Below are 26,065 nucleotides of genomic sequence, written 5' to 3' on the forward strand. Positions count from 1 at the left end.
ATGTCGGGATGGCAATCACCGCGCCTGCGCCGCTCCCCGAGCACGAGCCGACGGCTGCCCCCGGCGGTGCGTCGCTCGAGGGCGTGGCCAGCGGGCTCGCCGACCTCGACGACGTCGCCTGGAGCAGCCTCGACCAGCTGAGCCGCGCCCTGCGCATCGACGAACGCGACCTCGAGGCCACACTGGTCGGCATCCTCGCGGCCGCGGTCGAACTCGTCGACGGCGTCGACGCCGCCGGCCTCAACCTCCTGATCCGGGGCAAGTTCCTCCCCCAGGTGGTGCTGGGCGCCGCGCCGCCGGTGCTCGACGCTCTGCAGCAGCGCACCGGCACCGGCCCCTGCATCGACGCCTCACGCGAGCAGCGCACGATCGAGATCACCGACACGACGACCGACGAACGGTGGCCGGAGTTCGTCCGCGAGGCGCGCGGGCTGGGCGTGGCGTCGATGCTGTGCATCCCGCTGTGGGTGGACGAGCGCAAGCTGGGGTCGCTGAGCCTGTACGCCGGACGTACCGGCGTCTTCGACGACACCTCGCGCAACGTCACGACGCTGTTCGCGACGCATGCCGCGCTCGCGCTCGCCGATGCTCAGCGCACCGATCAACTGCGGCGGGTGGTGGCGAACCGCGACGTCATCGGTCAGGCGAAGGGGATCCTCATGGCGACGCGACGGATCACCGCCGACGAGGCGTTCGACGTCCTGCGGGTGACGTCGCAGCACCTGAATCGCAAGCTCGTCGACGTCGCGGAGGTCGTGGCCGCGACGGGCACGCTGCCCGGCGGGGAACCGTCAGGCGACGCTGGCGCCGTCGATCATGACGGGCGGGGTTAGCGCGGCGGCGACCGCCGGGTAGGTCTCGAAGGCCGCGCCCTCGGCGGCCACGGCCGCGAGCACGGCGGCGTCGGTGCAGACGACGGCCAGGCGCGTGCCGGCCAGGGTGCTCGTCACGCGCCGGCCCGCCCGCAGCAGCACGTCGAGGCACGACCGGCCGAACCGGTCGGTGCGGCTGACGTCGACCACCAGCACGCCGGGTGCGTAGACCAGCGCCATGTCGATGCAGGACGCCAGGGCGGCGGCCTCCTCCGGCCCGGCGCTGCCACGCACGGTCAGCAGGATGGTGCCGTCGGCCACCCGGGTGGAGACGTCGAAGGGGCGCCGGGTGAGTGGCCGCTGGCCGTTCCGTGACTGCACGATGCGGTAGTTACCCGTTCCGGCGACGTTTCACTCTCTGAAAGGAAACGCGGGTGTCAGTCGGCGGGTGTCAGTCGGTGGTGTCCCGCACCGCCCGCTGCACCCCGTCGCGGAGTTCGAAGACGTCGGTGGCGAAGGCCCCGACCACCGAGGCGATCTCCCCGGCGGCCGTGGCGACGATGGACGCCACCTGCCCGGCAGCCGATGCGCCGGATTCGACGAGTTCCTGCACCGCGTCCTTGACGATCTCCGCCCGGCTCAGCTCCTGCATGGAATCAGTGTGCCACCGGACTCAGTCGGCGTCGCCGTTGCCGACGGGCTTGCCGGACTCCAGCTTGTGGTAGCGGGTGACCAGGTCGAAGTTCTCGCCGTAGTGGCTGGCCCCGGTGATGACCGCCCGCTCGACCACCTCGGCGCTGCGCCGTTCGACGGCGACGATGCGGTCGTTGCGCAGGTCGCGGTACAGCGCCACGCACAGCAGCACCATCACGATGACGAACGGCACGGCCGCGACGATGGTGAGGTTCTGCAATCCGGTCAGGGCCTCGTCACCGCCTCCGCCGATGATCAGCATGATCGCCGCGACGGCACCGGTCAGGGTGCCCCAGAAGACGACTGTGGCGCGCCGCGGCTCGTGGGAACCCTTCTCCGACAGTGACCCCATGACGATCGACGCGGCGTCGGCGCCCGAGACGAAGAAGATGGCCACCAGCACCATGACGAGCACCGTGGTGATGCCGGCCAGCGGCATGGTGTCGAGCAGCTTGAACAGCGCGCCGGTGCTGTCGACGGAGCCGTCGGCGCCGACCATGTCGCCGACGGTGCGCTGGCGGTCGATGGCCGCGCCGCCGAAGATCGCGAACCAGAGCAGGCTCACCAGCGTCGGCACCAGGAGCACGCCGGTGACGAACTGGCGGATCGTGCGGCCACGGCTGATGCGGGCGATGAACATGCCGACGAACGGCGTCCACGACACCCACCATGCCCAGTAGAAGATGGTCCAGCCCGACAGCCACGCCGCCAGCTCGGCGTCGCCGTTGGCGTCGGTCCGCGCGCTCATCGCGACGAAGTCGCGGACGTAGTCGCCGAGTGCGCTCGGGATCAGGTTGAGGATCAGCAGCGTCGGCCCCGCGACGAACACGAACACCGCGAGCACCAGCGCCAGCGCCATGTTGATGTTGGACAGCCACTGGATTCCGCGCGCGATGCCCGAGACGGCCGACAGCACGAAGGCGATGGTCAGCACGGCGATGATCGTGACGAGGATCGGCGTGCCGACGGTGCCCACCCAGCCGTTGAACTCCAGCCCGTCGCCGATCTGCAGCGCGCCCAGGCCGAGCGACGCGGCCGACCCGAACAGCGTCGCGAAGATCGCGAGGATGTCGATGACCTTGCCCGCCGGACCGTTGGCCCGGTCGCCGAACAGCGACGTGAACGCCGCGGACAGCAGGCCCGCGCGGCCCTTGCGGTACATGCCGTAGCCGATGGCCAGCCCCACCACCGCGTAGATCGCCCACGGATGCAGGCCCCAGTGGAACATCGTGGTGGCCATGGCCGTCTGGAACGCCGCATCCGACTGCGCCTCGCTGGTGCCCGGCGGCGGGGTGACGAAGTGGTTGAGCGGTTCGGCGACGCCCCAGAACATCAGGCCGATGCCCATGCCGGCGCTGAACATCATGGCGATCCACGACGTCGTGCGGAACTCCGGCTGCTCGTCGTCACATCCCAGCGGGATGCGGCCGTACTTGCTCGCGGCCAGCCACAGCACGTAGATGACGAAGAAGCTCGCCGCGAGGACGAAGAACCAGCCGAGCCCCTTGATGGCGGCGTCCTTGGTGCCCGCCGAGATCGAGGACAGGCTCGACGTGTCGAGCAGACCCCACACCACGAACGCGATCGAGATGACGCCCGTGACGCCGAACACCACCCAGTCGCGACCGGGGTTGGCCTCCCTCGGGCGGACCGGCTCGGTGATCGGGGCGAGCGGGTTGGCGGTGGCCGGGTCGGCGGCGGCGCCAGTCGCGTCCGGATCCGGTGCGTCGGCGTGTCGTGCCTCGCCGGTGGTGTCGAGCGACATCGGTGAACCTCGCGTCCGTGGAAGTGGCAGTCATTACACCCCATCGAGCGATCGGTCGAGGACCATTCGCGCGATGTGGCCGTATTCAGTTGTCGGTCAGGCCAAGCGGTCAACCGGTGTGGCCGAGCCGCCTGCTGATCGCCGCGGCGCCGGCGGTCACCATCTCGGCGACCACCTCGAAACGGCTCGGGGTGAGGCGGTAGGCGGGGCCCGAAACGCTCAGCGCCGCAACGACCGTGCCGCTGGCATCGCGGACCGGGGCCCCCACGGCGTTGAGGCCGATCTCGAGTTCCTCACAGGCCGAGGCCCACCCGCTGGTGCGGACGAAACGCAGCTGTTCGAGGAGGTCGTCGAGCGACGACAGGGTGTGCGGAGTGAACCCGGCCAGGGCGTCGCCCAACAGTGCGCGCAGCGCACCGTCGTCGAGCCCGGAGAGCAGTGCCTTGCCGCTGGAGGTCGCGTGGGCGGGGCAGTTCTGGCCCACCCAGCTGCGCAGCGCGATCTCGGCCGGGCCGACGGCCTCGACGACGTTGACGATGCGGTCGCCGTCGAGGATCGCCAGGTTGGTGGTCTCGCCGGTCTGCTGGGCCAGCCGGTCGCAGATCGCCTGACCCTCCTTGGCGAGGTCCATGCGGGCGCTCGTCGATCCGGCGAGGCGCACGATCGCAAAGCCCAACCGGTACTTGCCGCGGTCGGCGAGTTGCTCGACGAAGCCGCGCGATTCGAGCACCGCGACGAGGCGGGACACCGTCGACTTGTGGACGCCGAGTTCGCCCGCGATCTCGGTGACACCGGCGCTGCCGAGTTTGCCGATGATCTCCAGGACGGTGAGCGCACGGTCCACCGACTGCACGGCCGCAGCGCTCTTCTCCCGGGGCGGGGTGTCGACGCGTCGCGGGGGCATGGCGCGTCCAGTGTAGGAAACGGTGATGGTCACGGTGCGGCCCGTCCCCTAGGCGTCGTCCAAGATGCTGGTCAGCCAGCTGTGGAACTCACCGATGTGGTGCTCGGCGGGCACCAGGACGCCGCCGGTGCGGTATGCGCGCGACGACATCGCGGGTTGGGTCCGCTCGCACGCGTCGAAGTCCTGCATGTTGACCCGGTGGAACAGCTCGACCGAACGGCGCAGGTCCATGTTTTGCTCGACCACCTCCGGCAGGTACAGCCAGTCGCACTCGACCACGGTGCGGTCGGCGGCCATGGGATACATCCGGTGGAAGATCACGTGGTCGGGCACCAGGCTGATGAAGACGTTCGGCCGCACCGTGATCGCGTAGTAGCGGCGGTCCTGCTCCTCGCTGACGCCGGGGATGCGGTCCAGCCCGGAGCCGCCGTCGATGGTGAATCCGCTGACGTTCTCGCCGAACAGCGCGCCGTGCCCCACGAAGTACTGGGCTGCCAGACCGTCGGCGAACTCCGGCAGCACCTCGGTGAGTTCGGGATGGATGGTGGCGCAGTGGTAGCACTCCATGAAGTTCTCGACGATCAACTTCCAGTTGGCCTTCACGTCGTATACGACGCGGCGGCCCACCGACAGCGCCGAGACGCCGTAGTTCTCCACCGCCGCCACGTCGCCGAGACGCGCGGAGACGGTGCCGACGACGTCGGTCTCGAACGACGGCGGGTCGTCGGCCAGACAGACCCAGGCGTAGCCGAGCCACTCGCGCAGCTCGACGCGGACGAGGCCCCACCGCGTGCGGTCGATGCGGGTGCCGTCCGCCTCGGTGAGCGACCCGAGATTCGGTGCGGCCGCCAGCCTTCCGTCGAGGTGGTAGGTCCAGGCGTGATACGGACAGCGCAGGTGGCGCGTCACCTCGCCGGCGTCCTCGGTGCACAGCATCGCGCCGCGGTGGCGGCAGACGTTGAGGAAGGCGTTCAGAGCACCGGTGCGGTCCCGGACGACGAGCACGCTCTCGCGTCCGATCTGGACCTTGCGGAAGGATCCGGCGGTGGCCAGGTCGGCGCTGCGCACGGCGCAGAACCACATCTGCTCGAAGACGCGGTCCTGCTCGGCGGCGAAGACGTCCGGATCGCAGTAGTAGCGGCCGGCGAGCGTGGGCACCAGGCTGCTGCCCGACGATGCGGTGGGCGTGGGGGATTCGTCGATGGTCGTCACGTGGTCACCAGTCGTCGGGGGTCGAAGAGGCCGATCGGGTGGTGGGTCACGCCGTCGATGGCGAGGTCGGCGAGCACCTCGCCGACGACCGGCACGAACTTGAAGCCGTGGCCCGAGAAGCCGCACGCCACGGTCACGTTGGCGTAGCCCTCGGGACGGGTGATGACGAAGTGCTCGTCGGGAGTGTTGGAGTACATGCACGTGGCGGTGTGCACCGCCGGGCCGGACAGCGCGGGCAGCAGCTGGATGACGCGCTCGCGCATCTCGTCGACCTCGCGGTCGGTGACCGTGCGGTCGATCGTCTCGGGCGTGCACTCGCGCCCCTTACGGAAGAACGCCGTCTTGACTCCGCCGCGGGGGCCGTCGATGGCGGGGAAGCCGTAGATCTGCTGCCCGCGGGCATTCTCGTCGATGTAGACGGGATGGTCCTCGAAGGCGGCGGTGCCGCCGACGGGGTCCAGCCAGTACAGCACCTGACGTTCGATGGTGATGGGGATGCCGAGTTCGGTGAGCAGCGCGGGCGCCCATGCTCCCGGGCACACGACGAGTTGGCCCGCGGTGTAGCTGCCGCGCGCGGTCCGTACCTCGACGCCGCGGGGTCCATCGGACCACTCGAGCACCGGCTCGTCGAACCGAAGCGTGGCGCCTTCGCGCGCGGCGAGGTCGAGGTGGGCGGCGACCGTCAGCTCGGGGCGGGCGAACCCGGCCTTCGCCTCGTAGAGCGCGACGTCGCCCGCGCCCGGGGTGAGCGTCGGGAAGCGGCGCCGGATCTCGGCGGCGTCGAGCATCTCGTGCGGCAGCGACCACTCGGTCGCGGCGCGTTGGCTGCCGGCCACCGTGAGGCAGTCCGGCGGCCCGACGAACAGTCCACCGGTGAGGCGGTACACCTCGCGGCCGCTGCGTTCGGCGAGTTCGGCCCACAGCTCGTAGGCCCGCAGCAGCAGGGGGACGTAGGCGGGGTCCTCGAAGTAGGACTGGCGGATGATGCGCGACCCGCCGTGGCTGGAGCCGCGGTCGTGCGCCGGACCGAACCGGTCGAGTCCCAGGACGCGCACCCCGCGGCGGGCGAGGTGGTAGGCCGCGGCGCTGCCCATCCCGCCCAGTCCGACGACGATCGCGTCGAAGTGTCTCTCGGACAACGCCTTCACCTCCGGATCAGAGCCATCTCGGGGTCGACCACCGGCTCGGCGTGCACGGTGGCGCGGTACGTGGTGGTCAGGTAGTCGACGCTGACTGCGGTTCCGACGGCGACGTCGGCGGGCAGCCAGGCATACGCGATGGACCGCCCGATGGTGGGCGAGTAGCCGGCGCTGGTGACGTAGCCGACGTTGGCGGTCTCGTCGCCGAGGCGGACCGGCTCCTTGCCGAGGACCACGGCGTCCGGGGCGTCGAACACGATGCTGCGCAACACCGTCGATGGCGCGGGCGCGGACTCCAGGGCGGCCCGCCCCACGAAGTCGCCCTTCTTCGCCGAGACCGCGAAGCCGAGACCCGCTGCGGCGGGGGAGTGTTCGGCGGTGACGTCGGTGCCCCAGGCGCGGTAGCCCTTCTCCAGGCGCAGGGCGTTGAAGGCGATCCGGCCCGCGGCGATCGCGCGGTGCGCGCGGCCGGCCTCGGCGAGCGCGTCCCACAGCGCGAGTCCGTGTTCGGCGGAGGTGTAGATCTCCCAGCCGAGGTCGCCGACGTAGGACACCCGCAGCATGGTCACCGGCACCGAGCCGATGAAGGTGCGCACGGCGCGGAAGTATCCGAAGGCGCCGTGCGACAGGTCCGCCGCGCACAGCGGCGCCACCACGTCGCGGGCGCGCGGGCCCCACACGCCGATGCAGCAGGTGCCGCCGGTGACGTCGCGGATCGTCACGCCCGCATCGGGCAGGTGCCGGGTCATCCAGTCGAGGTCCAGCGGGCCGTTGGCACCGACCTGGAAGACGTCGTCGGCGAGCCGCGCGACGGTGAGATCGCTGCGGACGCCGCCGGTCTCGTCGAGCATCAGCGTGTAGGTGACCGCCCCGACGCGCTTGTCGACGTCGTTGGTGGTGAGGTGCTGGAGGAAGGCGCAGGCGCCCGGCCCGCTGACCTCGTAGCGCGTCAACGGCGTCATGTCGTAGAACGCCACGTGCTCGCGCGTCCAGCGCGCCTCGGCGATCGCGATGGGGGACCAGAAGCGCGCCGACCACTCGTCGCGCGCGGGGAACGCGACGCCGTCGGCGGCCAGCTCGTCGACCAGCGCGGCGTTCGCCTCGTACCAGGCCGGCCGCTCCCAGCAGCCGCCCTCGAAGAAGTGCGCCCCGAGGTCGACCTGCCTGCCGTGGAACGGGCTGACCCGCAGGTTGCGCGGTGCGGCGCGGTACTGGTGGGGGTGGACGATGTCGTACACCTCGACGAAGGCCTGGGAGCTGGTCGCGAGGATGAAGTCGCCGCTCGTGGCGGGCACCTCGAAGCGGTAGAGGTCGCACTCGTGGACGTCGGTGCCGGGCGTGCCCTCGAGGATCCACTCGGCCATGGCCTTGGCCACGCCCGCGGAGTGCGTCACCCACACCGCCTCGGCCACCCAGAGACCGGCGAGGTCGCGGTGCTCGCCCATGATCGAGAAGCCGTCGGGGGTGAAGGAGAAGATGCCGTTGAAGCCCTCCTCGACCTTCGCGTCGCCGAGTGCCGGGAGCAGGTCGACGCTCGCCGCCCAGCCGGGGGCGAAGTCGTCCTCGGTGAACGGCAGCATCGACGGCATCGCCTCCCCGGCGGTGTCGGTCAGCAGCGAAGTCATGTCGACCGGCATGGGTCGGTGGCCGTAGAAACCGATGCCGAGGCGGTCCCCGTACTCGCGGTAGTAGAGGTCGCGGTCCTGGTGGCGCAGGATCGGCAACCGGGCGTCGTCGGGTCCGACAACGGGCCTGCGCAGCTCGGGCAGCTGCCCGGTCCTGGCGAACTGGTGGGCCATCGGCACCAGCGGCACCGTCAGGCCGACGCGGGCGCCGAGTTCGGCGCCCCAGAATCCGGCGGCGGACACCACGACGTCAGCGTCGAACACCTCACCCGCCGCCGTGCGCACGCCGGTGACGCGGCCGCCGCGGGTGAGGACGTCGACGACCTCCTGCTCGCCGAGGAAGCGCGCGCCGCGGGTGCCGGCCCGCTCGGCCTGGGCGACGGCGGCGCGCAGGGCCCTGGCCAGGCCGTCGGTGGGGGTGCGGAACCCGCCGAGGATGCGCTCGGGGTCCAGCAGGGGGTGCAGGGCCGCGCACTGCCGGGCATCGAGCAATTCGCCCGGGATGCCCCAGGACCGCGCCCAGCCGTGGCGGCGGTGCAGGTCCACCCACCGCTGTTCGGTGGTCGCGACCTCGAGTCCGCCGACCTGGGTGAAGGCGTCGAGCGCGACGAACTTGTCGACCGTGTAGCGGGCGAACTCGGTCATCGTCTTCGACGGATTGGTCTGGAACACCAGACCCGGGGCGTGCGACGTGGAGCCGCCCGTGGTGAACAACGGTCCGCGGTCCAGCACGGTGACGTCCGTGCAGCCGCGGGCGGTCAATTCGTCCGCGAGTGAGGTGCCGACGATCCCGGCGCCGATGACGACGACCTTGGGCTGAGCCATACTCTGCTCCTGTTGCGCTATGAGCAACCAATGCGTATCGCGCAACAGTATGCGACCGGCTCCCGGCCGCCGCAACCGAAGGACCGTTTGGTGCTCCCAGGCCTCGGGTACAACGTGCGAACGCTGCAGCCCGGACGGCGTCTGACCACGCGCGCAAGCGCATCACGCACTGAAAGGCGCACTCGTGCTCGACTTCATCTGCCCGACCTGCGGACGTCTCGGATTCGACGAGGTGGTCTGCACCCGGTGCGACGCCCCCAGCGGTGGCGCCGTCGGGACGGAGAGCTGACATGGGCATCGACTCGCTGATCCCGCACCCCACCGAAGTCGTGCTGGCCGCGACCCGCTTCTACTCCGGCCTTCCCGTCGTGGGCAAGCACCTCGAACCGTTCGCGGGCCTGACCGCGATGGCGATGTGGGGTGGCCACTACGCATCGCCCGCGGTCAAGGCCGCCGTCACCCGCCGCATCGCGCCCGCGCAGGCCGCGTCGGTCGGCGACGACGTGATCTCGACGAGCCGCATCCCGCCGTACCTCAGCTTCCGCGGGCAGCGCCGGCGGTGCCTGCACCGCAGCGGCGTGCGCTACGGCAACCACCCGTCGCAGGTGCTCGACGTGTGGCGCCGCCCCGACCTGCCGCCGGACGCGCCGGTGTTGCTGTTCGTCCCCGGCGGCGCCTGGGTGCAGGGCACCCGCGTCTTGCAGGGTCACACCCTGCTCGACCACCTGGTCAAGCAGGGCTGGGTCTGCCTCACCATGGACTACCGGGTGTCACCGGTGCACGCCTGGCCACGCCACATCGCCGACGTCAACGCGGCAATCGCCTGGGCGCGGGCCAACGTCGACCGCTTCGGCGGCAACCGCGACTTCGTGGCGCTCGCCGGGTGTTCCGCCGGTGGCCACATGGCCGCACTGGCCGGCCTGACCCCGGGCGACGAGCGCTTCCGCGGCGAGCTGACCGAGGACGCCGACACGTCGGTGGACGCCGTCGTCGGGATCTACGGCCGCTACGACTGGCAGGACCGCTCCACCCCGGCGCGACGCAGCTTCCAGACGTTCCTGGAGCGAGTCGTCGTGCGGCGCAAGCAGTCCGAGCACCCCGACGTGTTCGAGGCCGCATCACCCATGGCGCGGGTGCACGCCGGCGCGCCGCCGTTCTACCTCATCCACGGCGAGCAGGACACCATCATCCCGGTCGGCGAGGCGCACGCCTTCCGCGACCGGCTGCGGGAGGTGTCGCGCAACCCGGTCGGCTACTACGAGGTTCCGCGGGCCGGACACGCCTTCGACCTCGTCGACACCTCGCATGCGCGCCGCTGCGCCGTCGAGGTCGCCAAGTTCCTCAACGAGACGCACGAGCGCCGCACGCACGTCGCGGCGGTCGCCGCGGGGTAGGGGCCAGGATGCGCATCGTCATCACCGGAGCGTCCGGCAACGTGGGCACGGCCGTCCTGCGCCGACTGCGCCAGATGGATCCCGCCCCCGACCTGGTCGGCGTGGTCCGGCGGCCCCCCAAGCCCGTCGGGGACTACGCCGGCGTCACCTGGCACGGCCTGGACCTCGCCGAGCCCTCGGCGGCGAGCGAACTGCGCGACGTCTTCGACGGCGCCGACGCCGTCGTCCACCTCGCGTGGGGCTTCCAACCCACCCGCAACACCGAGTACCTCACGCGTCTCGGCGTCGGCGGTACCTCGGCCGTGCTGAAGGCCGCGCACGCCGCGAAAGTGGGCCAGCTGCTGCACATGTCGTCGGTCGGCACCTACGCCGGCGGACGCTACGGCCAGCGGGTGGACGAGTCCTGGCCGACGACGGGCATCCCGTCCTCGGCCTACAGCCGCGACAAGTCGGCCGCCGAGGAGGTGCTCGACTCCTATGAGCGCGAGTACGGCGACGAGGGCGTGCCGATCACCCGCATGCGGCCCGGCTTCATCGTGCAGCGCGCCGCCGCCAGCGGTCTCATGCGCTACGCGCTCCCGGGTTACGTCCCCATGGGGATCGTCCCGCTGCTGCCGGTCCTGCCGATCGACCGCAAGCTGCGCATCCCGCTGATCCACGCCGACGACGTCGCCGACGCCTTCGCCCGCGCGATCGAGCGCCGGACACCGGGACCGTTCAACCTCGCCGCTGAGCCGCCGATGAGCCGCGAGGACGTGGCGAAGGTGCTGCACGCCAAGCCCGTTCACGTGCCGTCGGGTCTGCTCGGCCGGCTCGTCGACGTCAGCTACGCGCTGCGCGCCCAGCCCATCGACCGTGGCTGGCTCGACCTGGCGTTCAGCGTCCCGCTGCTCGATTGCACGCGCGCCCGCGACGAATTGGCCTGGCAGCCTCGCTGGAGTGCCACCGAGGCCCTTGCCGACGTGTTGAAGGGCGTCGCCGAGCAGGCGCACACCGACAGCCCGCCGCTGCGCCGCCGGTCGATGCTCGAGCAGCTGCGCCGCGACCTGACCAAGGGGCTGATGACCACCCGGCCGTTGCCGTAGATGGCCGACGGCGAACGGGTCCTCGTCGTCGGTGCGGGACCGTGCGGCCTCGCGATCGCGCGGCAGCTCCGGCACGACCAGGGTATCGACGCGCTCGTCGTCGACCGCGCGGATGCGCCAGCCTCGTCATGGCGACGGATCTACGAGGGCTTCCGGTTGAACACCTGCGGCTACTGGTCGCACCTCCCCGGGCAGACCATCCCGCGCCGATACGGTCGGTGGCCGCGCCGCGACGACATGGTGTCGTACTTCGATGACTACGTCCGGCGCCAAGGGTTGCGGATCGCGTTCGGCGAGAACGTGATACGGATCGATCCGGACGGCGAGCGTTGGCAGGTGACCACCGACGGCGAGACCCGGTTCGCCGCGGCCGTCGTCGTCGCCACCGGCAACTACCACACCCCGGCCATCCCACCGTGGCCCGGGATGGACGGCTTCACCGGCGACGTGCTGCACTCCGCGGACTACCGCAGCCCGTGGCCGTGGCGCGGCCGCGACGTGCTGGTCGTCGGCTCCGGCAACTCCGCGGTGGACATCGTGCTGCAGCTCAGCGCCGGCACGGGGGCGGATGCCGTGGCCGGCCGGGTCCGGATGTCGGTGCGCACCCCGCCCCACCTGGTGCCCCGTTCGGCCGCCGGAATCCCCGTCGACGCGTTCAGCCCGCTGTTCGACGGCCTGCCCGTCCCCGTCCTCGACCATGCCGGAGCGCTGTTGCGACGGGTGTGGTTCCGCGACTCGACCGCCGCCGGGCTGCCCGCGCCCGAGCAGGGCATGTACACCGCGCTGCGCGAGGACCGCAAGGTGCCGACGTTGGCCGACGAGCTGGTGCCGCGCATCCGCGACGGCGCCATCGAGGTGGTGGGCGCCGTCGAATCGTTCGACGCCCAGCGCGTCGTCCTCGCCGACGGCCGTTCGGTGACGCCCGACGTCGTGATCGCCGCGACGGGTTACCGCACCGGCCTCGAGCCCATGGTGGGCCACCTCGGCGTGCTGGACCCCGATGGTCATCCCGAGGTCGACGGGCTGCCCGGTGCGGCGCCGGGACTGTGGTTCGCCGGATACGACGAGCCGCTGATCGGACCGCTCAAGTCCTTCCGGCGGCAGGCCACGCCGATTGCACGCGACGTCGCACGGTTCTTGGGCGCCGCCGCCTAGCGCCAGCAGCCGTGGCGTGAATCGCCGCCGCGCACCCGGCGTTGCACCGGGCATGGACGCGAATCTCTCCGGCGGGGTGTTCAGCAGGCGAGGCTTCGGCACGGCACTCGGGCTGGCCGCCGCCGCCATGGCCGCCGGATCCGCCTGTGCGAGATCTTCTTTCGCTGGCACCGGCGGACACACGGCATTCCGGAACTACCGACAGGTCGGCGCGGGCGTGCTGGACGTCGGGTACGCCGAGGACGGGCCGGCCGACGGCACGCCGGTGCTCCTGCTGCACGGGTGGCCCTACGACATCCACGCCTACGTCGACGTGGCGCCGCTGCTCGCCGAGCGCGGCTTCCGGGTGATCGTGCCGTACCTGCGCGGCTTCGGCGCGACGCGGTTCACCTCGTCGACCACCGTGCGCAACGGGCAGCAGGCCGCGGTCGCGAGTGACGTCGTCGCCCTGCTGGACGCCCTCGACACCCCCGACGCAGTGCTCGCCGGATTCGACTGGGGCGCACGGTCGGCCGACGTCGTCGCGGCGCTGTGGCCGCACCGTGTCCGTGCGCTGGTGTCGGTCAGCGGCTACCTCGTCGTGGACCGGGTCGCCAACCAGGCGCCGCTGCCCCCGCAGGCCGAACTCGGCTGGTGGTACCAGTACTACTTCGCCACCGACCGCGGCGAGCGCGGCTACCGGCAGAACACCCGCGACTTCAACCGGCTCATCTGGCGCAACGCCTCACCGAAGTGGACCTTCGACGACGCCACCTACGCGCGCAGCGCCGCCGCGTTCGACAATCCGGACCACGTCGACGTCGTCGTCCACAACTACCGCTGGCGACTGAATCTCGCACCGGGCGAGCCGCAGTACGACGACCTCGAACGTCGGCTCGCGGCCCGGCCCACGATCGGGGTGCCGACCATCACCATCGGCAGCGACTTCGACGGCCCGACCAAGGACGGCGCGGCGTACCGGGGGCAGTTCACCGGCCGGTACGCCCACCGCGTGCTCGACGGCATCGGTCACGACGTCCCGCAGGAGGCGCCCCGGCAGTTCGCCGACGCCGTCGTCGACGCCACCCGCCTCTAGTGCACGACGGCTCGGGTGACCGTTCAGGCGACGGCGAGGGCGGCGCGCAGCCGGAGCCGGGCGCGGTGCACGCGCGACATGACCGTGCCGACGGGGATGCCCTCGAGATCGGCGATGTCCCGGTACGGCAGCTCCTCGATCGCCGCGTAGTACATCGCCGTCCGCAACGTCTCGGGCAGCGAGGCCAGTGCGGCGCGGAGGCGCTCGTCGGGCAGGCGGCGCATCGCCTGGAACTCGGCCGACGGCTGTGTCGGCAGGACCGCGGCGGCCACGTCGTCGAACGTCTCGGTGAGCGCCTCGCGGGGCCGCCGCTCGACGCGCCGGTGCCCGCTGATCCACGTGTTGACCAGGATGCGGAACAGCCAGGCGCGCAGATGGGCACCGCCGTCGAACGTCCCGCGCCCGGCCCACGCCCGGGTGAGCGTCTCCTGCAGCAGGTCGTCCGCATCGTGCGGAGTGGTGGCGTACCGTCGCGCTGCGCGGCGCAGCTCCGGCAGCAGCGGCGCGACGCCGGCGGCGAACTCGGCGGCGGTCATCGGCGACGGGGCAGTGGGACTCACGATGACCATGACACCGTCATGGAGTCATCGCGTCCAACGATCGTTTTCGATGGTTACCATCGAGTGCCGAGATGACCGGAGCACCGACCGCTGATAGCTTCGTCCGCATGGAGCTGCGCCAGCTGGAGTACTTCATGGCCGTGGCCGACGAGATGAGCTTCACGCGCGCCGCCGCGCGGGTGCACGTCGTGCAATCGGCGCTATCGACGTCGATCAAGAAGCTCGAGGACGAGCTGGCAGTGCAGCTGTTCGACCGCTCACGGCAACGAATCCGGCTCACCCCGGCCGGCGAGCACCTGCGCGAGCACGCGCGGCAGCTGCTGAAGGCCGCCCGGCTGGCGAAGGACTCGCTCACCGACTACCGCGGCCACCTCACGGGCACGGTGGAATTCGGCTCGCTGGTCACCTTCGGCACGCTCGACGTCGCCAAGGTGCTCGGCGACTTCCATGCCGCCCATCCGTACGTGCGCATCCGGTTGCAGCTCAGCCAGGTCGGCTCCTCTGCCTACATGACGTCGATCGCCGACGGGTCGCTGGATCTTGCATTGGTGTCCGCACCGCACCGCATCCCGGCCGGCATCGACACGCAGGTGCTCGTCGAGGAGGAGATGGTGTTCGCGTGCCGCGCCGACCATCCCCTGGCCGGCCGGCCGCACGTGCGCGTCGAGGATCTCGCCGAGGAGAACCTGGTCGGCTTTCCGGTCGGCTTCGGCATCCGACGCTTGGTGGACGACGCCTTCGGTGCCGCGGGCATCACGCCACGCACGCCGTACGAGGTGCCGGCCGACTACACCGTGTCCGCGGCGCTGGTTCGCAACGGACTCGGGACGTCGTTCATGCCGGTCAGCGAGGTCGCGCGGTTCGGTGACCTGGTCGGCATCTCACTGGCCGAACCGCTCCGGTGGCGGATCCACCTGGCGCGACCGCTGGCCGATCACATCAGCCCGGCGGCCGCGCGGCTGGCGGACATGCTGTGCGCCGCGGCGGGGGCTGCCGGCGGCGTCAGGTGAGCCAGATGGCGCCGTCGCGGACCTCGACGTCGTAGCGGCGCAGTTTGAGGACGTTGCCGACGGCCTTGAACGTCGACGAGTACGGCTTGAAGCCGAAGATGCGCCCCTTGGGTCCGTTCGTCATCGCGCCGCTGTGGACGTCGTAATCGGCACGGTGCCAGGGGCATTGGAGGCAACCGTCCTCGGTGACGCGGCCACGACCCAGTTTGGCGAACTGATGGCGGCACAGGTTGCTCACCGCGAACGGCGTGCCGTCCGGGGTCAGGCCGACGGCCAGCACGCCGTGCTCGCCGGTGTCGACCTCGGTGACGCGACGCTCGTCGAGGTCGTCGACGGCCACCAGGCGGCGGCCCTGCGCACGGACGGGATGATCGTGCAGGACGGGGGGAATCAGGCTGGGCGTGTCGACGCCGCGCTCGTGGGGGCTGTTGCGGAGTCCGGTCATGCACCCGCGATACCCGTGCCGACCGGCGCGAAACCGGCGCGTGCCCGCGGTGGCCAAGGGGGCACCGTAGTGACAATCCCGACATGGATAGGGCACTAATCATTCGCGTACGATCGAAGCATGGCCGCAACCACCACGACGGACGTCGACCCGCTGGCGCTCGAGCAGCAGGTCTGCTTCGCGCTGGCGGTGACGAATCGCGCGGTGTTGTCGGTGTACCGGCCGCTGCTGGAGCCGCTGGGGCTGACCCACCCGCAGTACCTGGTGATGCTGGCGCTCTGGGATCACGCGAAGACCGATGCGGGACAACCGTTGTCGGTCAAGCAGATCGCCGCGGCACTACAGCTGGACTCGGCGACACTGTCGCCGATGCTCAAGCGTCTGGAGTCCCTCGGATTCGTTACCCGCGGCCGGAGCGCGACCGACGAGCGCACCATCCGCGTCGAGCTGACGCCGTCCGGCGCCGACCTGCGCGACCGGGCGCTGGAGATCCCACCCACGGTGGTGCGGCGGCTCGGCGTCGACCTCGCCGAACTCGACGACCTGCGTCGCGTCCTCACCCGCATCAACGCCGCGGCGCTGGCCGCCGGCGCCCTCGACTCGTGACCCCCCGACCCCAAGGAGCCAGCATGGCCGCCCAACCGGCCGACAAGCCGAATCTCTGGCAGTACGTGACGTATTCGTACGGTCGCCGGCTGCCGTCGTCGATGCACCGCTGGGTGGCCGAGGATCTGGCCGGACAGGGTTCGGTGCGCAGGCACATGATCCGGATGGCGATCCCGCCGCTGCTCGTGCTGGGGCCGCTGTGGCTGATCCCGGCGTCGTTCTACGTGCACCTCGAGATGACGGCGCCGATCTACATCTGGGCGATCCTCATGGCGCTGGCGCTCAACAAGGTGTGGCGCCGGCACCGGCTGGCTCAGCACGGGCTCGACCCGAACCTGGTCGACGTCATCAAGCGCAAGCGCGACGCCCACATCCACGAGGACTACGCCCGCCGCTTCGGTCCCCGGCCCGACGAGGCCAAGTGGCAGCAGAACAGCAGTCCGTTCTAGCGGTCACCAGCTGTCGACGAAGCGCCGCGGTCTGGTGTCCCGCTGCGGGGTGCCCGCGGCGATGAGGGTGTCGAGGATGCGACCGCGGGTCTCGGCGGGGTCGATGACGTCGTCGATCTCGAACAGCATGGCGGCGTTGAGCGCCTTCGCGTTGTCCTGAGCCGCCGCGGTGGCCTGCCGGACGAAGTCCTCGCGGGCGGTCTCGTCGTCGATGGCCTCGATTTCCTTGCGCAGGCCCAGCCGGACGGCGCCTTCGAGCCCCATCGGGCCGAGGTGCGCGCCGGGCCAGGCCACGGTGAGCAGGGGTTCGCGAAGGCTGCCGCCGGCCATCGCCTGCGCGCCCAGGCCGTAGCCGCGGCGCAGCACGACGGCGATGAGGGGCACCGTCAACGCCGCTCCGGCCAGCAGCAGGCGCGAGCCACGGCGGACCAGGCCCTCGGCTTCAGCGGCCGGGCCGACCATGTAGCCCGGGCAGTCGATCAGCGAGATCACCGGCAGCCCGAACGACTCGCACAGCTGCAGGAAGCGTGCGGCCTTGTCCGCGGCGCGCGCGGTGATGGCGCCGGCCATGACGAGCGTGTTGTTGGCGATGACGCCCACCGGTCGCCCGCCGATGCGGCCCAGCGCGGTGACCATCTCGGGTGCGAACTTCTCCCGCAGGAACGTGACCGAGCCAGCGTCACAGAGGGTTTCGACGATCGGGGTGACCCGGTAGGCGCGACGGGCGCGTTCCGGGACGGCGGTGCGCAGGGCGGTCTGGTCGGGTGCGTCGCCCGGTGCGGTGGCGCCCTGGAAGTAGCCGAGGAGCGTCTTGGTGACGGCGACGGCGTGCGCTTCGTCGGCGGTGACCACGTCGACGACGCCGTTCGGGGACTGCACCGCGATGGGGCCCACCTCGTCGGGATGGACGTCGCCGAGGCCGCCACCGGCGATCATCGCGGGGCCACCCATGCCGATCGAGGCGTCCTCGGTGGCGACGATCAGGTCGGAGCACCCGGCGATGACGGCGTTGCCGGCGAAGCACCGGCCCTTCACGATCGCGATGCGGGGGACGAGGCCGGAGAGCTTGGCCCACAGCGCGAACGCCCGGACGTCGAGCGAGGAGACGACGGGGTAGTCGGTGTCGCCGGGGCGCCCGCCGCCGCCCTCGGCGAAGAACACCGTGGGCAGGTGCATCCGCTCGATGAGGTCGAAGAGCCGGTCCTTCTTGTGGTGGCCGAGGGCGCCCTGAGTGCCCGCGAGGACGGTGTAGTCGTAGGACAGGACGGCGCAGGCGCTGCGTTCGGGGCCGAACTGGTCGCCGTTGATGCGGGCCGTGCCCGCGATGAGTCCGTCGGCGGGCGTGCGGGCAATGAGGTCGTCGACGTCGCGCCGCTGCCGTTGCGCGGCGATGGCGAAGCGGCCGTACTCGACGAAGGAACCGGCGTCGACGAGGTCGGCGAGGTTCTCCCGTGCGGTGCGGCCGCCTCTCGCGTGCCGGCGCTCGACGGCGTCGGGCCGGGCGGCGTCCTCGGTGAGCGCGCGGCGGCGCAGCAGTTCCCGGTGGTCCTCGCGAAGGGCGTCCGGCTGGTCGGCATGCTGCTCGCTCATTGCCTCGCACTGTATGCGGTGCCGGCGGGCGGGCCGCGCGGCCCGGGAGTGCGCGTTCGGATTGCCCGCCTTTCAGCGACAAGTCGCGACAATCGTGGGCGCTCGGCCGTCTCGCCGGCACGGCGCAGTCCGAGTGCCGGGGTGCCTCGGGGAGTGTGCGTTGCGATTGCCCGCCTTGGAGCGACAACTCGCGACAGTCGGGGGCGTCGGGCCGTCTCGCCGGCACGGGGCGCAGTCCGACTGCCGGGGTGCCTCGGGGAGTGTGCGGTGCGATTGCCCGCCTTGGAGCGACAACTCGCGACAATCGGGGGCGTCGAGCCGTCTCGCCGGCACGGGGTGCACTCCGGATGTCGCGGTGCCTCGGGGAGTGCGCGTTGCGATTGCCCGCCTTGGAGCGACAACTCGCGACAACTGGGGGCGCCGAGCCGTCTCGCCGGCACGGGGCGCAGCCCGGGCCCGCGGTGCCTCCGGGAGTGTGCGTTGCGATTGCCCGCCTTGGAGCGACGACTCGCGACAATCGGGGGCGCCGAGCCGTCTCGCCAGCACGGGTGCACTCTGGGTGCCGCGGTGCCTCGGGGAGTGTGCGTTGCGATTGCCCACCTTGCAGCGACAACCCGCGACACGGGCCCAGACCTCGACGGCCGGCGGCGCGAACCGGCTCGCGTGTCGCGACTTGTCGCTCAGAGGCGGGCAATCGAGATCGACTCTCCGGCGCGGGCGCGCGCCGCCCCGGGCGGCCCGGTGGCGTTGTCGCGAGTTGTCGCTGAGAGGTGGGCATCTGCCATCGCCACGGCCCGCGCCGGCCGCAGTCGCGCGGACCCGCAGGCGCGCAGGCTGCGCAGCCTGGGGTCCATTGTCGCGAGTTGTCGCTCAGAGGCGGGCAATCTAAATCGACTTCCGGCCCCGGGCTCGGGCCCGAGGCCCGAGCTCAGAAACGCGGATTGCCGCGGGGCACCGCCGACGCGCCGAGCACTCGGCCCGCGCTGTGCGCCCCGACGGCCCTGGACCGCGCCGCGCGCCCCCGCGCCGTGCCCCCCGGCCCGCGGGGCGGTTACTCCGGCGTGTACCCGAAGGGCAGCAGCACGCTCTTGGCCTGGGTGTACTGCTCGATGCCCTCGGGGCCGTTCTCCCGGCCGATGCCCGAGTTCTTGTACCCGCCGAACGGCGCACCGGGGTCGAAGGCGTACATGTTCACCGCGTAGGTCCCGGTGCGAATCCGCGACGCGATCTGCAACGCCTTCGCGTTGTCGGTGGTGTACACGCTGCCGGCCAGCCCGTAGACCGAGTCGTTGGCGATGCGCACCGCGTCGTCCTCGGTGTCGTACGGAATCACCGCCAGCACCGGGCCGAAGATCTCCTCCTGGGCGATGGTCATCGAGTTGTCGACATCGGCGAACACCGTCGGCTGCACGAACCAGCCGCTGTCCAGCCCGTCCGGCCGGCCTCCGCCCGTCACCAGCCGCGCGCCCTCCTCGACGCCGGTGCGGATGTAGCCCTCGACGCGCTCGCGCTGCTTCTCACTGATCAGCGGGCCGATCATGGCGCCCGGATCGTCCGGCAGCCCGATCGGCATCGCCGCGACGGCCGCCGACAGCTTCTCGACGACCTCCTCGTAGCGCGACCGCGGCGCCAGGATGCGGGTCTGCCCGACGCAGGCCTGCCCGCAGTTCATCAGGCCGGAGAACACCAGCATCGGCAGCGTCGAATCGAGGTCGGCGTCCTCGAGGATGATGGCGGCCGACTTGCCGCCCAGCTCCAGCGAACAGGGCTTCAACCGCTCGGCGGCGATCTTGCCGATCTCCTTGCCCACGGCGCTCGACCCGGTGAACGTGTACTTGTCGATCTCCGGGTTGGCCGTCAGTGCCCGCCCGGTCTCCGGCCCGCCCGGCACCACGGACAGCACGCCCTCGGGCAGGCCGGCCTCGGCGAAGATATCGGCCATCGCGAACAGCGACAGCGGCGTCTCGGCCGCCGGCTTGACCACCAGCGTGCAGCCCGCGATCAGCGCCGGGCCCAGCTTGTTGGCCGCCAGGAAGAACGGCACGTTCCACGCCGTGACGGCCGCGACGACGCCGATCGGCTCGCGCAGCACCAGCGTCTGGCCGTAGATGCCGTCGCGGATGTCGCGCCAGGTGAACTTGTCGGCCGCACCGGCGTAGTACTGGAACGCCGACATGGCCGCGCCGTACTGCATCATGTCGACGATCGTCGGCGGCTGACCCGTCTCGGCGGCCAGCAGGAACTTCAGCTCCTCGGCCCGCTCCTCCATCAGCGACACCGCACGACCCAGGATCTCGGCCCGCTCGTGCGGCGTCATCTGCGGCCACGGCCCCTCGTCGAACGCCGTGCGTGCGGCCGCGCAGGCGGCGTCGACGTCGGCGGGCGCGGCGAGCGGCACCTTGCCGACCAGCTCACCGGTCGCCGGCGAGTGCACCTCGATGACGTCGGTGGACGACGGCTCCACCCAGGTGCCGCCGATGAACAGCTTGTCCCACTCGGTCCGGAAGGCCGTGCTCTGCGTCATGCGTGTGCTCCTCGCGCCGTCCTGCCCGGGCTCGTCGCGCCGGGCGATGTCATGCCCGTCACACTACCTACCGAACGACGAAACGAGAACCTGTTGCAGTTCGGTTGCTCAGGACGGCTGCAGCACCAGCACCAGATTGCTCACCGCGAACTCCCGCAGCACCGGCACGCGTACCGTCCACCACGCCCATCGTGGGTGGTAGCGGGGAAAAACCGCCACCGCCGCGCCCGTGCTCGCCGCCCACTGCAGCCCGTCGGCCGCGGACACCGGAAACAACGACGAGCCGTAGTCGTTCTTCGGCCGGTGCCCATGCTTGCGGGTATAGCGCTTCGCCGCCCGCGCCCCGCCGAGGTAGTGCGTCAGCCCCATCTCGTGGCCGCCGAACGGCCCGAGCCACACCGTGTACGACAGGATCACCAGCCCGCCCGGCCGCACCACCCGCAGCATCTCGTTGCCCAGCCGCCACGGGTCGCGGACGTGCTCGGCGACGTTCGACGACAGGCAGACGTCCACGCTGTCGTCGGCGAACGGCAGCGCCATGCCCGAGGCCCGCACGAAGGTCCCGTGGCCGCGCTGACCGGCCGGCCCCGCGTGCATCTCCCGCGGATCCGGCTCGACGCCCACGTAGTGCAGACCGGCGCGGGAGAACGCGTCGGCGAAGTACCCCGGTCCACCGCCGACGTCGACCACCGTCCGTCGGCCCGGTGCCGTCCCGTGCACCCCGGTCCACAGGTCGGCGACCAGCGTGACGGTGTCGGCGGCCAGCGCGCCGTAGAACCGCGCGGGGTCGGTCTGCTCGTACCGGAACTGCCCGAGCAGGCGCACCGAGCGCGCCAACGTCGCACGCCGGGCGACGAGATCGGTGGCTGGCACCGGTCGAGCGTAGGCGGCGGCCTCACCGGGTCGATTACGCTGGCACCCGATGTCGTCCCCTGCACGTTCGTGCTCCTCACGTGCGCAGCTCCGCTCGGTGCTGCTGCTGTGCTGGCGCGACACCGGTCACCCCCAGGGCGGCGGCAGCGAAACCTATCTGCAGCGCATCGGTGCCCAACTGGCCGCCGACGGGGTCGACGTCACGCTGCGCACCGCGCGCTACCGCGGCGCGCCCCGCCGCGACGTGGTCGACGGCGTGCACGTCATCCGCAGCGGTGGCCCGTACACCGTGTACGTCTGGGCGATGTTCGCCATGCTGGCCGCCCGGCTCGGCCTCGGCCCGCTGCGCCACGTCCGACCCGACGTCGTGCTGGACACCCAGAACGGCATCCCGTTCCTCGCGCGGGTCGCGTTCGGTCGCCGCGCCGTGGTGCTCGTCCATCACTGCCACCGCGCGCAGTGGCCCGTCGCCGGTCCGGTGCTCAGCCGCATCGGCTGGTTCGTCGAATCCCGGCTCTCCCCGCATGCACACCGCGGCAACCAGTACGTCACCGTCTCGCTGCCGTCGGCGCGCGACCTCACCGACCTCGGCGTCGATCCCGCCGCCGTCGCGGTGGTCCGCAACGGACTCGACGAGGCGCCGCCGGACACCCTCGTCGAGGCGCGTGCGGCGACGCCGACGGTCGCGGTGCTGTCCCGGCTGGTGCCGCACAAGCAGATCGAGGACGTGCTCGACGCCGTCGCGCTGCTGCTGCCGACGGTGCCGGACCTCCGCCTCGAAGTGCTCGGCGGCGGCTGGTGGCACGACCGGCTGGTCGCCCACGCCGAGGCGCGCGGCATCACGCACGCGGTGACGTTCCACGGCCACGTCGACGAGTGGACCAAGCACCACGTGCTGCAGCGCTGCTGGGTGCACGTGCTGCCGTCGCGCAAGGAGGGCTGGGGTCTCGCCGTCATCGAGGCCGCCCAGCACGCGGTGCCGACCATCGGCTACCGCTCGTCGGGCGGGCTCACCGACTCGATCGTCGACGACGTCACCGGCGTGCTCGTCGACGACTTCGACGGCCTCGTCGACCGCCTCGGCCGGCTGCTCGCCGATCCCGTCGGCCGCGAGCAGCTGGGCGTCAAGGCGCAGCTGCGCAGCGGCGAATTCTCCTGGGCACAGAGCGCATCCGCGATGACCACGGTGCTGCGTGCCGTCGTCGACGGCCGGCGCGTCAGCGGCCTAATCTGATCCCGCCGCGACGCCGCAGCCCCGACGCGGCGCCGCACAGGACGGCCCCGACGATCGTCGCCAGCCACACGACGTGCGCAGCGATCAGCAGACCGCGGTGCGGTGCCGCCGGGCGGTCGCCACCCACCCGGTACAGCGCGAGGTCGTCGTCGCGGTAGACCAGCGGCAGGCGTAGCTCCGGTGCGCGACCCTCGACGACCACCCAGGCGACGCCCTCCGCGGCGAGGCGGTCCGCCGCCGCCCCGTCGAGCAGCAGCCGCTGGGCCTCGCGGGCGCCGGCGCCCTCACCGGGGACGAGCCGTCCGCCGATCACCAGGTCGCCGGTCGCGAGGACGTCCGCGGACACCCAGCGCGGCAGCGGGTCGAGCACCGGCGCCGGCCCGGCCCACGCGAATCGCCGCATGCTGTCCGGCGGGAGCACCGCGACGGGCCCCGGCTCGGCGTCGACCAGCTCGGCGACCCGCGCCCACCCGTCCGGGTACCGCACCGCGGTCACCTTCCCGCCCACGCCCCACGCCAGATCGGGCAGCACCGCGAGCAGCGCCGCGCAGCAGACCGCAGCCGTCGCCGACGCCGGCACCCGGCCCCGCAGCGCGATGACGGCCCCCGCGCCCGCGACCGCGTAGCCGGGCACCGCGAGCGCCACCCACTTCTGGGCGTCGCGCAGCACGCCCAGCCCCGGCAGCGCGCGGACGGTTGCCTCCAACGCCGCCAGCCCGGGTCCGGTCGCCGCCAGCGCGGGCAGGACCACCGCGGCGACGGCGAGGACGAGCAGCGGCACGGCCTGCCCCCGGCGCCGTAGCGCCAGCCCACCGAGCACGACGACGGCGAGCAGCACCACCGTGCCGACGACGGCGAACGGTGACGTCCGCGACGCGGGCACGGCCTCGGCGTTCCAGATCCCGCCGAGACCGGCGAGGCTCCCCAGCGTGGCCAGTCCCGGTTCGGCCCGCGCGGCGAACGCGGTGACCCCGGTCGCCTGGCCGGACGCCAACGAGCCGGCGACCACCGACGCCGTCAGCCAGGGCAGCGCCCCGGCCACCGCGGCGGCCAGCGACACCGCCACGCACGCCCACCGCGGCCGCCCGGCCCCGGGCGCCGCACAGCAGACGAGGGCCACCGTCGCCGCGAGCATCAGACCCGTCGGCGTCAGCCCGGCGGCGGCGATCCAGAACACCACCGGCCACCGCGGCCCGTCGCCGGCACGCAGGCGCAGCACGGCGGCGGCCACCCACGGCAGGCAGCCGTAGCCGACGAGCAGGCTCCAGTGGCCCTGCAACAGGCGCTCGGCGACGTACGGGTTCCACACCGTCAGCGTCGCCGCGACGAACCGACCGGCCATCCCGGCGTCGGGCACCACCGTCGACGCCAGCCGCGCGCCGCCCCACCCGGCCGCCCACAGGCCGGCCACCAGCAGCGTCTTCACTACCACACCGCCGTCGACGGCCCAGGACAGCACCGCGACCGCGAAATCCTGGGGCAGCGCGCGTGGGGCGGCCTCGCTCAGGCCGAGCGCGGCGTCGGTGAGGTACGACCGCGGCGTCGACACCGCGTCGCGCAGCAGCAGGTAGCCTGGGCCGAGCAGTGGCCCGGCGATCAGCAGCGCCAGCGCCAGGGCATAGCCGGGCACCACCCAGCGGCGGGCGACCGCGGCGATGGGGGAGGAGGTGCGGGGGATCAGACCGGTCTGTCCGGCGGCAGGTCGGACGGCCGCTGCGTCGGGAGCTTCTCGGTCTTGGCCTCCGCCGCGGGCATCGGCCCGGAGTCGTCCGGTCGTCTACCGAAGAAGCCGTGCTCGGCCTCGTCGAGACCCGGATCGATCAGCGCCGCCTCGGCCCGCAGGATGAACGCGCCGAGCAGCACGCCGCCGACCAGCGCCACCAGGCCCAGCACCGTGAAGGTGATCGGCAGGATGCGGCCCCACAGGCCCACGGTGTCACCCTCGGCGCGGGCGCTCGCGACCTGCGACTCGACGGTGTCCTCGTTGGACGTCACCGTGTAGTCGGCGAACGTGACCTCCGGCTTGAGCGCATCGCGGGCGTAGTAGTGGTAGCCGTGCTCCTTGGCCTTGACGATGGTCCCGGACACCGGATCCACCCAGAAGGTGCGCTGCGCGGCGTAAAAGCGGTCCATGGTGATCTGCTCGTCGGGATCGCCCTCGAGCCCCCACAGGGAGGCGCGCGCCGTGACCTGGCTGTCCTCGTCGTTGTCGTACAGCGACGCGTACTTCACCGGCTCGTCGAGCTTGGCCTCGGCACCGCTGCCGTCGTAGCCGACGTTCTGGGTGAACCGGTAGGTGTTGAGCCCGTTGACGTCCTCTTCGCCCTCGTAGTTGGCGTCGTAGGCCTTCTGCGCGATCGGGTCGAAGAACGGGTAGGTCTTCTTCTCGGTGTCGAACGGGAACCGGTAGGCCAGCCCGTCGTGCGGCAGCGCGACGTTCGTCGGCGGGTTTTGGTCCTCGATGCTGCGCGGCTTCTGCACGGCGCCGCCGGGGTTGGTGTCGCTCGACACCGCCAGGGCGGTCTTGCGGTCCACCGTCACGGTGTCGACCATCGCCAGCAGCAGTCCGTTGTCCTGCTGCCTGTCGGTGCGCCGCAGCGTGTCGCCGACCTGCAGCGTGACGACGTCGGAGTTCGACGGCGCCTCGACGCTCAGCTGCTGCTGCATGGCCACCGGGGCGTTCCGGTCGACGACGAAGCGCTCGCCGAGCAGCGACGCGGGATCCAGCACCGTTCCGGTCCCGTCGCTGACCAGGGTCGTGTCGATGTCGAGCGGGATCTTCGAGATCCGGCCCTTGGTGTAGGTCGACAACAGCAGGGCGGCGATGAGGAGGGCGGCGCCGAGGCCCATCAGCCCGAACGCCGCGATACGTAGCGCCACAGCGCGGTTCAAACCGTGCTCCTTCTATCCAGGGCGATCTGCGCTCGACGGACGGGCAAACCCGTTCGACACTAACAGTCCGAGGGGGCCGCGGTCCCCGGTGCGTGGTCGGAAGGGGGTCACGACGTCGGGCACACTGGGCCCCGTGACGGCAGCAGTCCCCGACGGCGCGACCGGCGGGCAGCGCAGCTTCCTCCCCGCGGTGGAGGG

At 71.8% G+C, this 26,065-nt stretch carries 23 protein-coding genes; 9 read left to right on the forward strand and 14 right to left on the reverse strand.

The window, feature by feature from the left end; genetic code table 11:
- The first annotated feature begins 8 nt into the window (after positions 1–8).
- Positions 9–833 carry a GAF and ANTAR domain-containing protein gene (locus FZ046_RS07870; protein ID WP_070355276.1) on the forward strand — a complete coding sequence of 275 codons (825 nt, stop codon included), beginning with the start codon at positions 9–11 and terminating at the stop codon, positions 831–833.
- Here FZ046_RS07870 and FZ046_RS07875 read toward each other — a convergent pair.
- The 7 genes from FZ046_RS07875 to FZ046_RS07905 all read right to left on the reverse strand — a co-directional run bounded on the left by FZ046_RS07875 (position 792) and on the right by FZ046_RS07905 (position 8,975).
- Positions 792–1,193 (reverse strand): STAS domain-containing protein, encoded by a 402-nt coding sequence (locus FZ046_RS07875; protein ID WP_125939815.1) that lies wholly within the window; start codon positions 1,191–1,193, stop codon positions 792–794. The two genes, FZ046_RS07870 and FZ046_RS07875, sit on opposite strands and share 42 nt — an antisense overlap.
- Before the next feature lie 70 nt (positions 1,194–1,263).
- Positions 1,264–1,464 carry a hypothetical protein gene (locus FZ046_RS07880; RefSeq protein WP_070355274.1) on the reverse strand — a complete coding sequence of 67 codons (201 nt, stop codon included), beginning with the start codon at positions 1,462–1,464 and terminating at the stop codon, positions 1,264–1,266.
- 21 nt (positions 1,465–1,485) lie between these two features.
- Entirely contained in the window at positions 1,486–3,270 is a 1,785-nt protein-coding gene (locus tag FZ046_RS07885; RefSeq protein WP_099046035.1) for a BCCT family transporter, read from the reverse strand.
- 109 nt (positions 3,271–3,379) lie between these two features.
- Positions 3,380–4,174 (reverse strand): IclR family transcriptional regulator, encoded by a 795-nt coding sequence (locus FZ046_RS07890; protein WP_070355288.1) that lies wholly within the window; start codon positions 4,172–4,174, stop codon positions 3,380–3,382.
- Positions 4,175–4,222: 48 nt separating this feature from the next.
- On the reverse strand, positions 4,223–5,386 hold the full coding sequence (locus tag FZ046_RS07895) for an aromatic ring-hydroxylating oxygenase subunit alpha (RefSeq protein ID WP_070355273.1): 1,164 nt from the start codon (positions 5,384–5,386) through the stop codon (positions 4,223–4,225).
- Entirely contained in the window at positions 5,383–6,480 is a 1,098-nt protein-coding gene (gene solA, locus FZ046_RS07900) for an N-methyl-L-tryptophan oxidase (RefSeq protein ID WP_070355287.1), read from the reverse strand. The genes FZ046_RS07895 and solA overlap by 4 nt, the downstream gene beginning before the upstream one ends.
- A 50-nt stretch (positions 6,481–6,530) precedes the next feature.
- Positions 6,531–8,975, reverse strand: a complete 2,445-nt coding sequence (locus tag FZ046_RS07905; protein WP_070355272.1) for a GcvT family protein — start codon at positions 8,973–8,975, stop codon at positions 6,531–6,533.
- A gap of 290 nt (positions 8,976–9,265) precedes the next feature.
- Between FZ046_RS07905 and FZ046_RS07910 the strand changes: the two genes are divergently transcribed.
- From FZ046_RS07910 to FZ046_RS07925, 4 genes are all read left to right on the forward strand, one after another.
- Complete coding sequence (locus tag FZ046_RS07910) at positions 9,266–10,369, forward strand: alpha/beta hydrolase (RefSeq protein WP_070355271.1); 1,104 nt, start codon at positions 9,266–9,268, stop codon at positions 10,367–10,369.
- Between the two features lie 8 nt (positions 10,370–10,377).
- Positions 10,378–11,454, forward strand: coding sequence for an NAD-dependent epimerase/dehydratase family protein (locus tag FZ046_RS07915; RefSeq protein ID WP_070355270.1), 1,077 nt, complete (start codon positions 10,378–10,380; stop codon positions 11,452–11,454).
- Positions 11,455–12,609, forward strand: a complete 1,155-nt coding sequence (locus tag FZ046_RS07920) for a flavin-containing monooxygenase (RefSeq protein ID WP_070355269.1) — start codon at positions 11,455–11,457, stop codon at positions 12,607–12,609. It abuts the gene before it with no gap.
- A 76-nt stretch (positions 12,610–12,685) separates the two neighbouring features.
- Positions 12,686–13,684 carry an alpha/beta fold hydrolase gene (locus FZ046_RS07925; protein ID WP_070355286.1) on the forward strand — a complete coding sequence of 333 codons (999 nt, stop codon included), beginning with the start codon at positions 12,686–12,688 and terminating at the stop codon, positions 13,682–13,684.
- A 23-nt stretch (positions 13,685–13,707) separates the two neighbouring features.
- Here the strand turns inward: FZ046_RS07925 and FZ046_RS07930 are convergent, their stop codons facing one another.
- A complete protein-coding gene (locus FZ046_RS07930) occupies positions 13,708–14,253 on the reverse strand; it encodes a sigma-70 family RNA polymerase sigma factor (protein ID WP_070355268.1) in 546 nt (181 codons plus the stop codon).
- 98 nt (positions 14,254–14,351) lie between these two features.
- Here FZ046_RS07930 and FZ046_RS07935 point away from each other — a divergent pair, with 98 nt between their 5' ends.
- Positions 14,352–15,254 carry a LysR family transcriptional regulator gene (locus tag FZ046_RS07935; RefSeq protein ID WP_070355285.1) on the forward strand — a complete coding sequence of 301 codons (903 nt, stop codon included), beginning with the start codon at positions 14,352–14,354 and terminating at the stop codon, positions 15,252–15,254.
- On the opposite strand, the gene FZ046_RS07940 is transcribed toward FZ046_RS07935, so the two are convergent.
- Positions 15,247–15,699, reverse strand: coding sequence for a Rieske (2Fe-2S) protein (locus FZ046_RS07940; protein WP_070355267.1), 453 nt, complete (start codon positions 15,697–15,699; stop codon positions 15,247–15,249). The genes FZ046_RS07935 and FZ046_RS07940 overlap by 8 nt on opposite strands.
- A 120-nt stretch (positions 15,700–15,819) precedes the next feature.
- On the opposite strand from FZ046_RS07940, the gene FZ046_RS07945 reads away from it, so the two are divergent.
- Positions 15,820–16,305 (forward strand): MarR family winged helix-turn-helix transcriptional regulator, encoded by a 486-nt coding sequence (locus FZ046_RS07945; protein ID WP_070355266.1) that lies wholly within the window; start codon positions 15,820–15,822, stop codon positions 16,303–16,305.
- A 23-nt stretch (positions 16,306–16,328) separates the two neighbouring features.
- Complete coding sequence (locus FZ046_RS07950) at positions 16,329–16,754, forward strand: DUF5313 domain-containing protein (RefSeq protein WP_070355265.1); 426 nt, start codon at positions 16,329–16,331, stop codon at positions 16,752–16,754.
- Between the two features lie 3 nt (positions 16,755–16,757).
- Here the strand turns inward: FZ046_RS07950 and FZ046_RS07955 are convergent, their stop codons facing one another.
- From FZ046_RS07955 to FZ046_RS07965, 3 genes are all read right to left on the reverse strand, one after another.
- Positions 16,758–18,344, reverse strand: a complete 1,587-nt coding sequence (locus FZ046_RS07955) for an acyl-CoA carboxylase subunit beta (RefSeq protein ID WP_070355264.1) — start codon at positions 18,342–18,344, stop codon at positions 16,758–16,760.
- A gap of 1,051 nt (positions 18,345–19,395) precedes the next feature.
- The gene (locus tag FZ046_RS07960; protein ID WP_070355263.1) at positions 19,396–20,868 is read right to left on the reverse strand and encodes an aldehyde dehydrogenase; all 1,473 of its coding nucleotides are present in this window, start codon (positions 20,866–20,868) and stop codon (positions 19,396–19,398) included.
- A gap of 108 nt (positions 20,869–20,976) precedes the next feature.
- Positions 20,977–21,741, reverse strand: coding sequence for a class I SAM-dependent methyltransferase (locus FZ046_RS07965; protein ID WP_070355262.1), 765 nt, complete (start codon positions 21,739–21,741; stop codon positions 20,977–20,979).
- Between the two features lie 49 nt (positions 21,742–21,790).
- On the opposite strand from FZ046_RS07965, the gene FZ046_RS07970 reads away from it, so the two are divergent.
- Positions 21,791–22,975: a glycosyltransferase family 4 protein gene (locus FZ046_RS07970; RefSeq protein WP_083298477.1), complete on the forward strand. Its 1,185-nt coding sequence runs from the start codon at positions 21,791–21,793 to the stop codon at positions 22,973–22,975.
- On the opposite strand, the gene FZ046_RS07975 is transcribed toward FZ046_RS07970, so the two are convergent.
- Both FZ046_RS07975 and FZ046_RS07980 read right to left on the reverse strand, forming a co-directional pair.
- Entirely contained in the window at positions 22,959–24,608 is a 1,650-nt protein-coding gene (locus FZ046_RS07975) for an MmpA family trehalose lipid delivery protein (RefSeq protein ID WP_176749633.1), read from the reverse strand. The two genes, FZ046_RS07970 and FZ046_RS07975, sit on opposite strands and share 17 nt — an antisense overlap.
- Positions 24,609–24,652: 44 nt before the next feature.
- A complete protein-coding gene (locus FZ046_RS07980; protein ID WP_070355260.1) occupies positions 24,653–25,867 on the reverse strand; it encodes a cell envelope lipid trafficking protein PgfA in 1,215 nt (404 codons plus the stop codon).
- Positions 25,868–26,065 lie beyond the last annotated feature (198 nt).

Source organism: Mycolicibacterium grossiae, from assembly GCF_008329645.1.
GTDB classification, from domain to species: domain Bacteria; phylum Actinomycetota; class Actinomycetes; order Mycobacteriales; family Mycobacteriaceae; genus Mycobacterium; species Mycobacterium grossiae.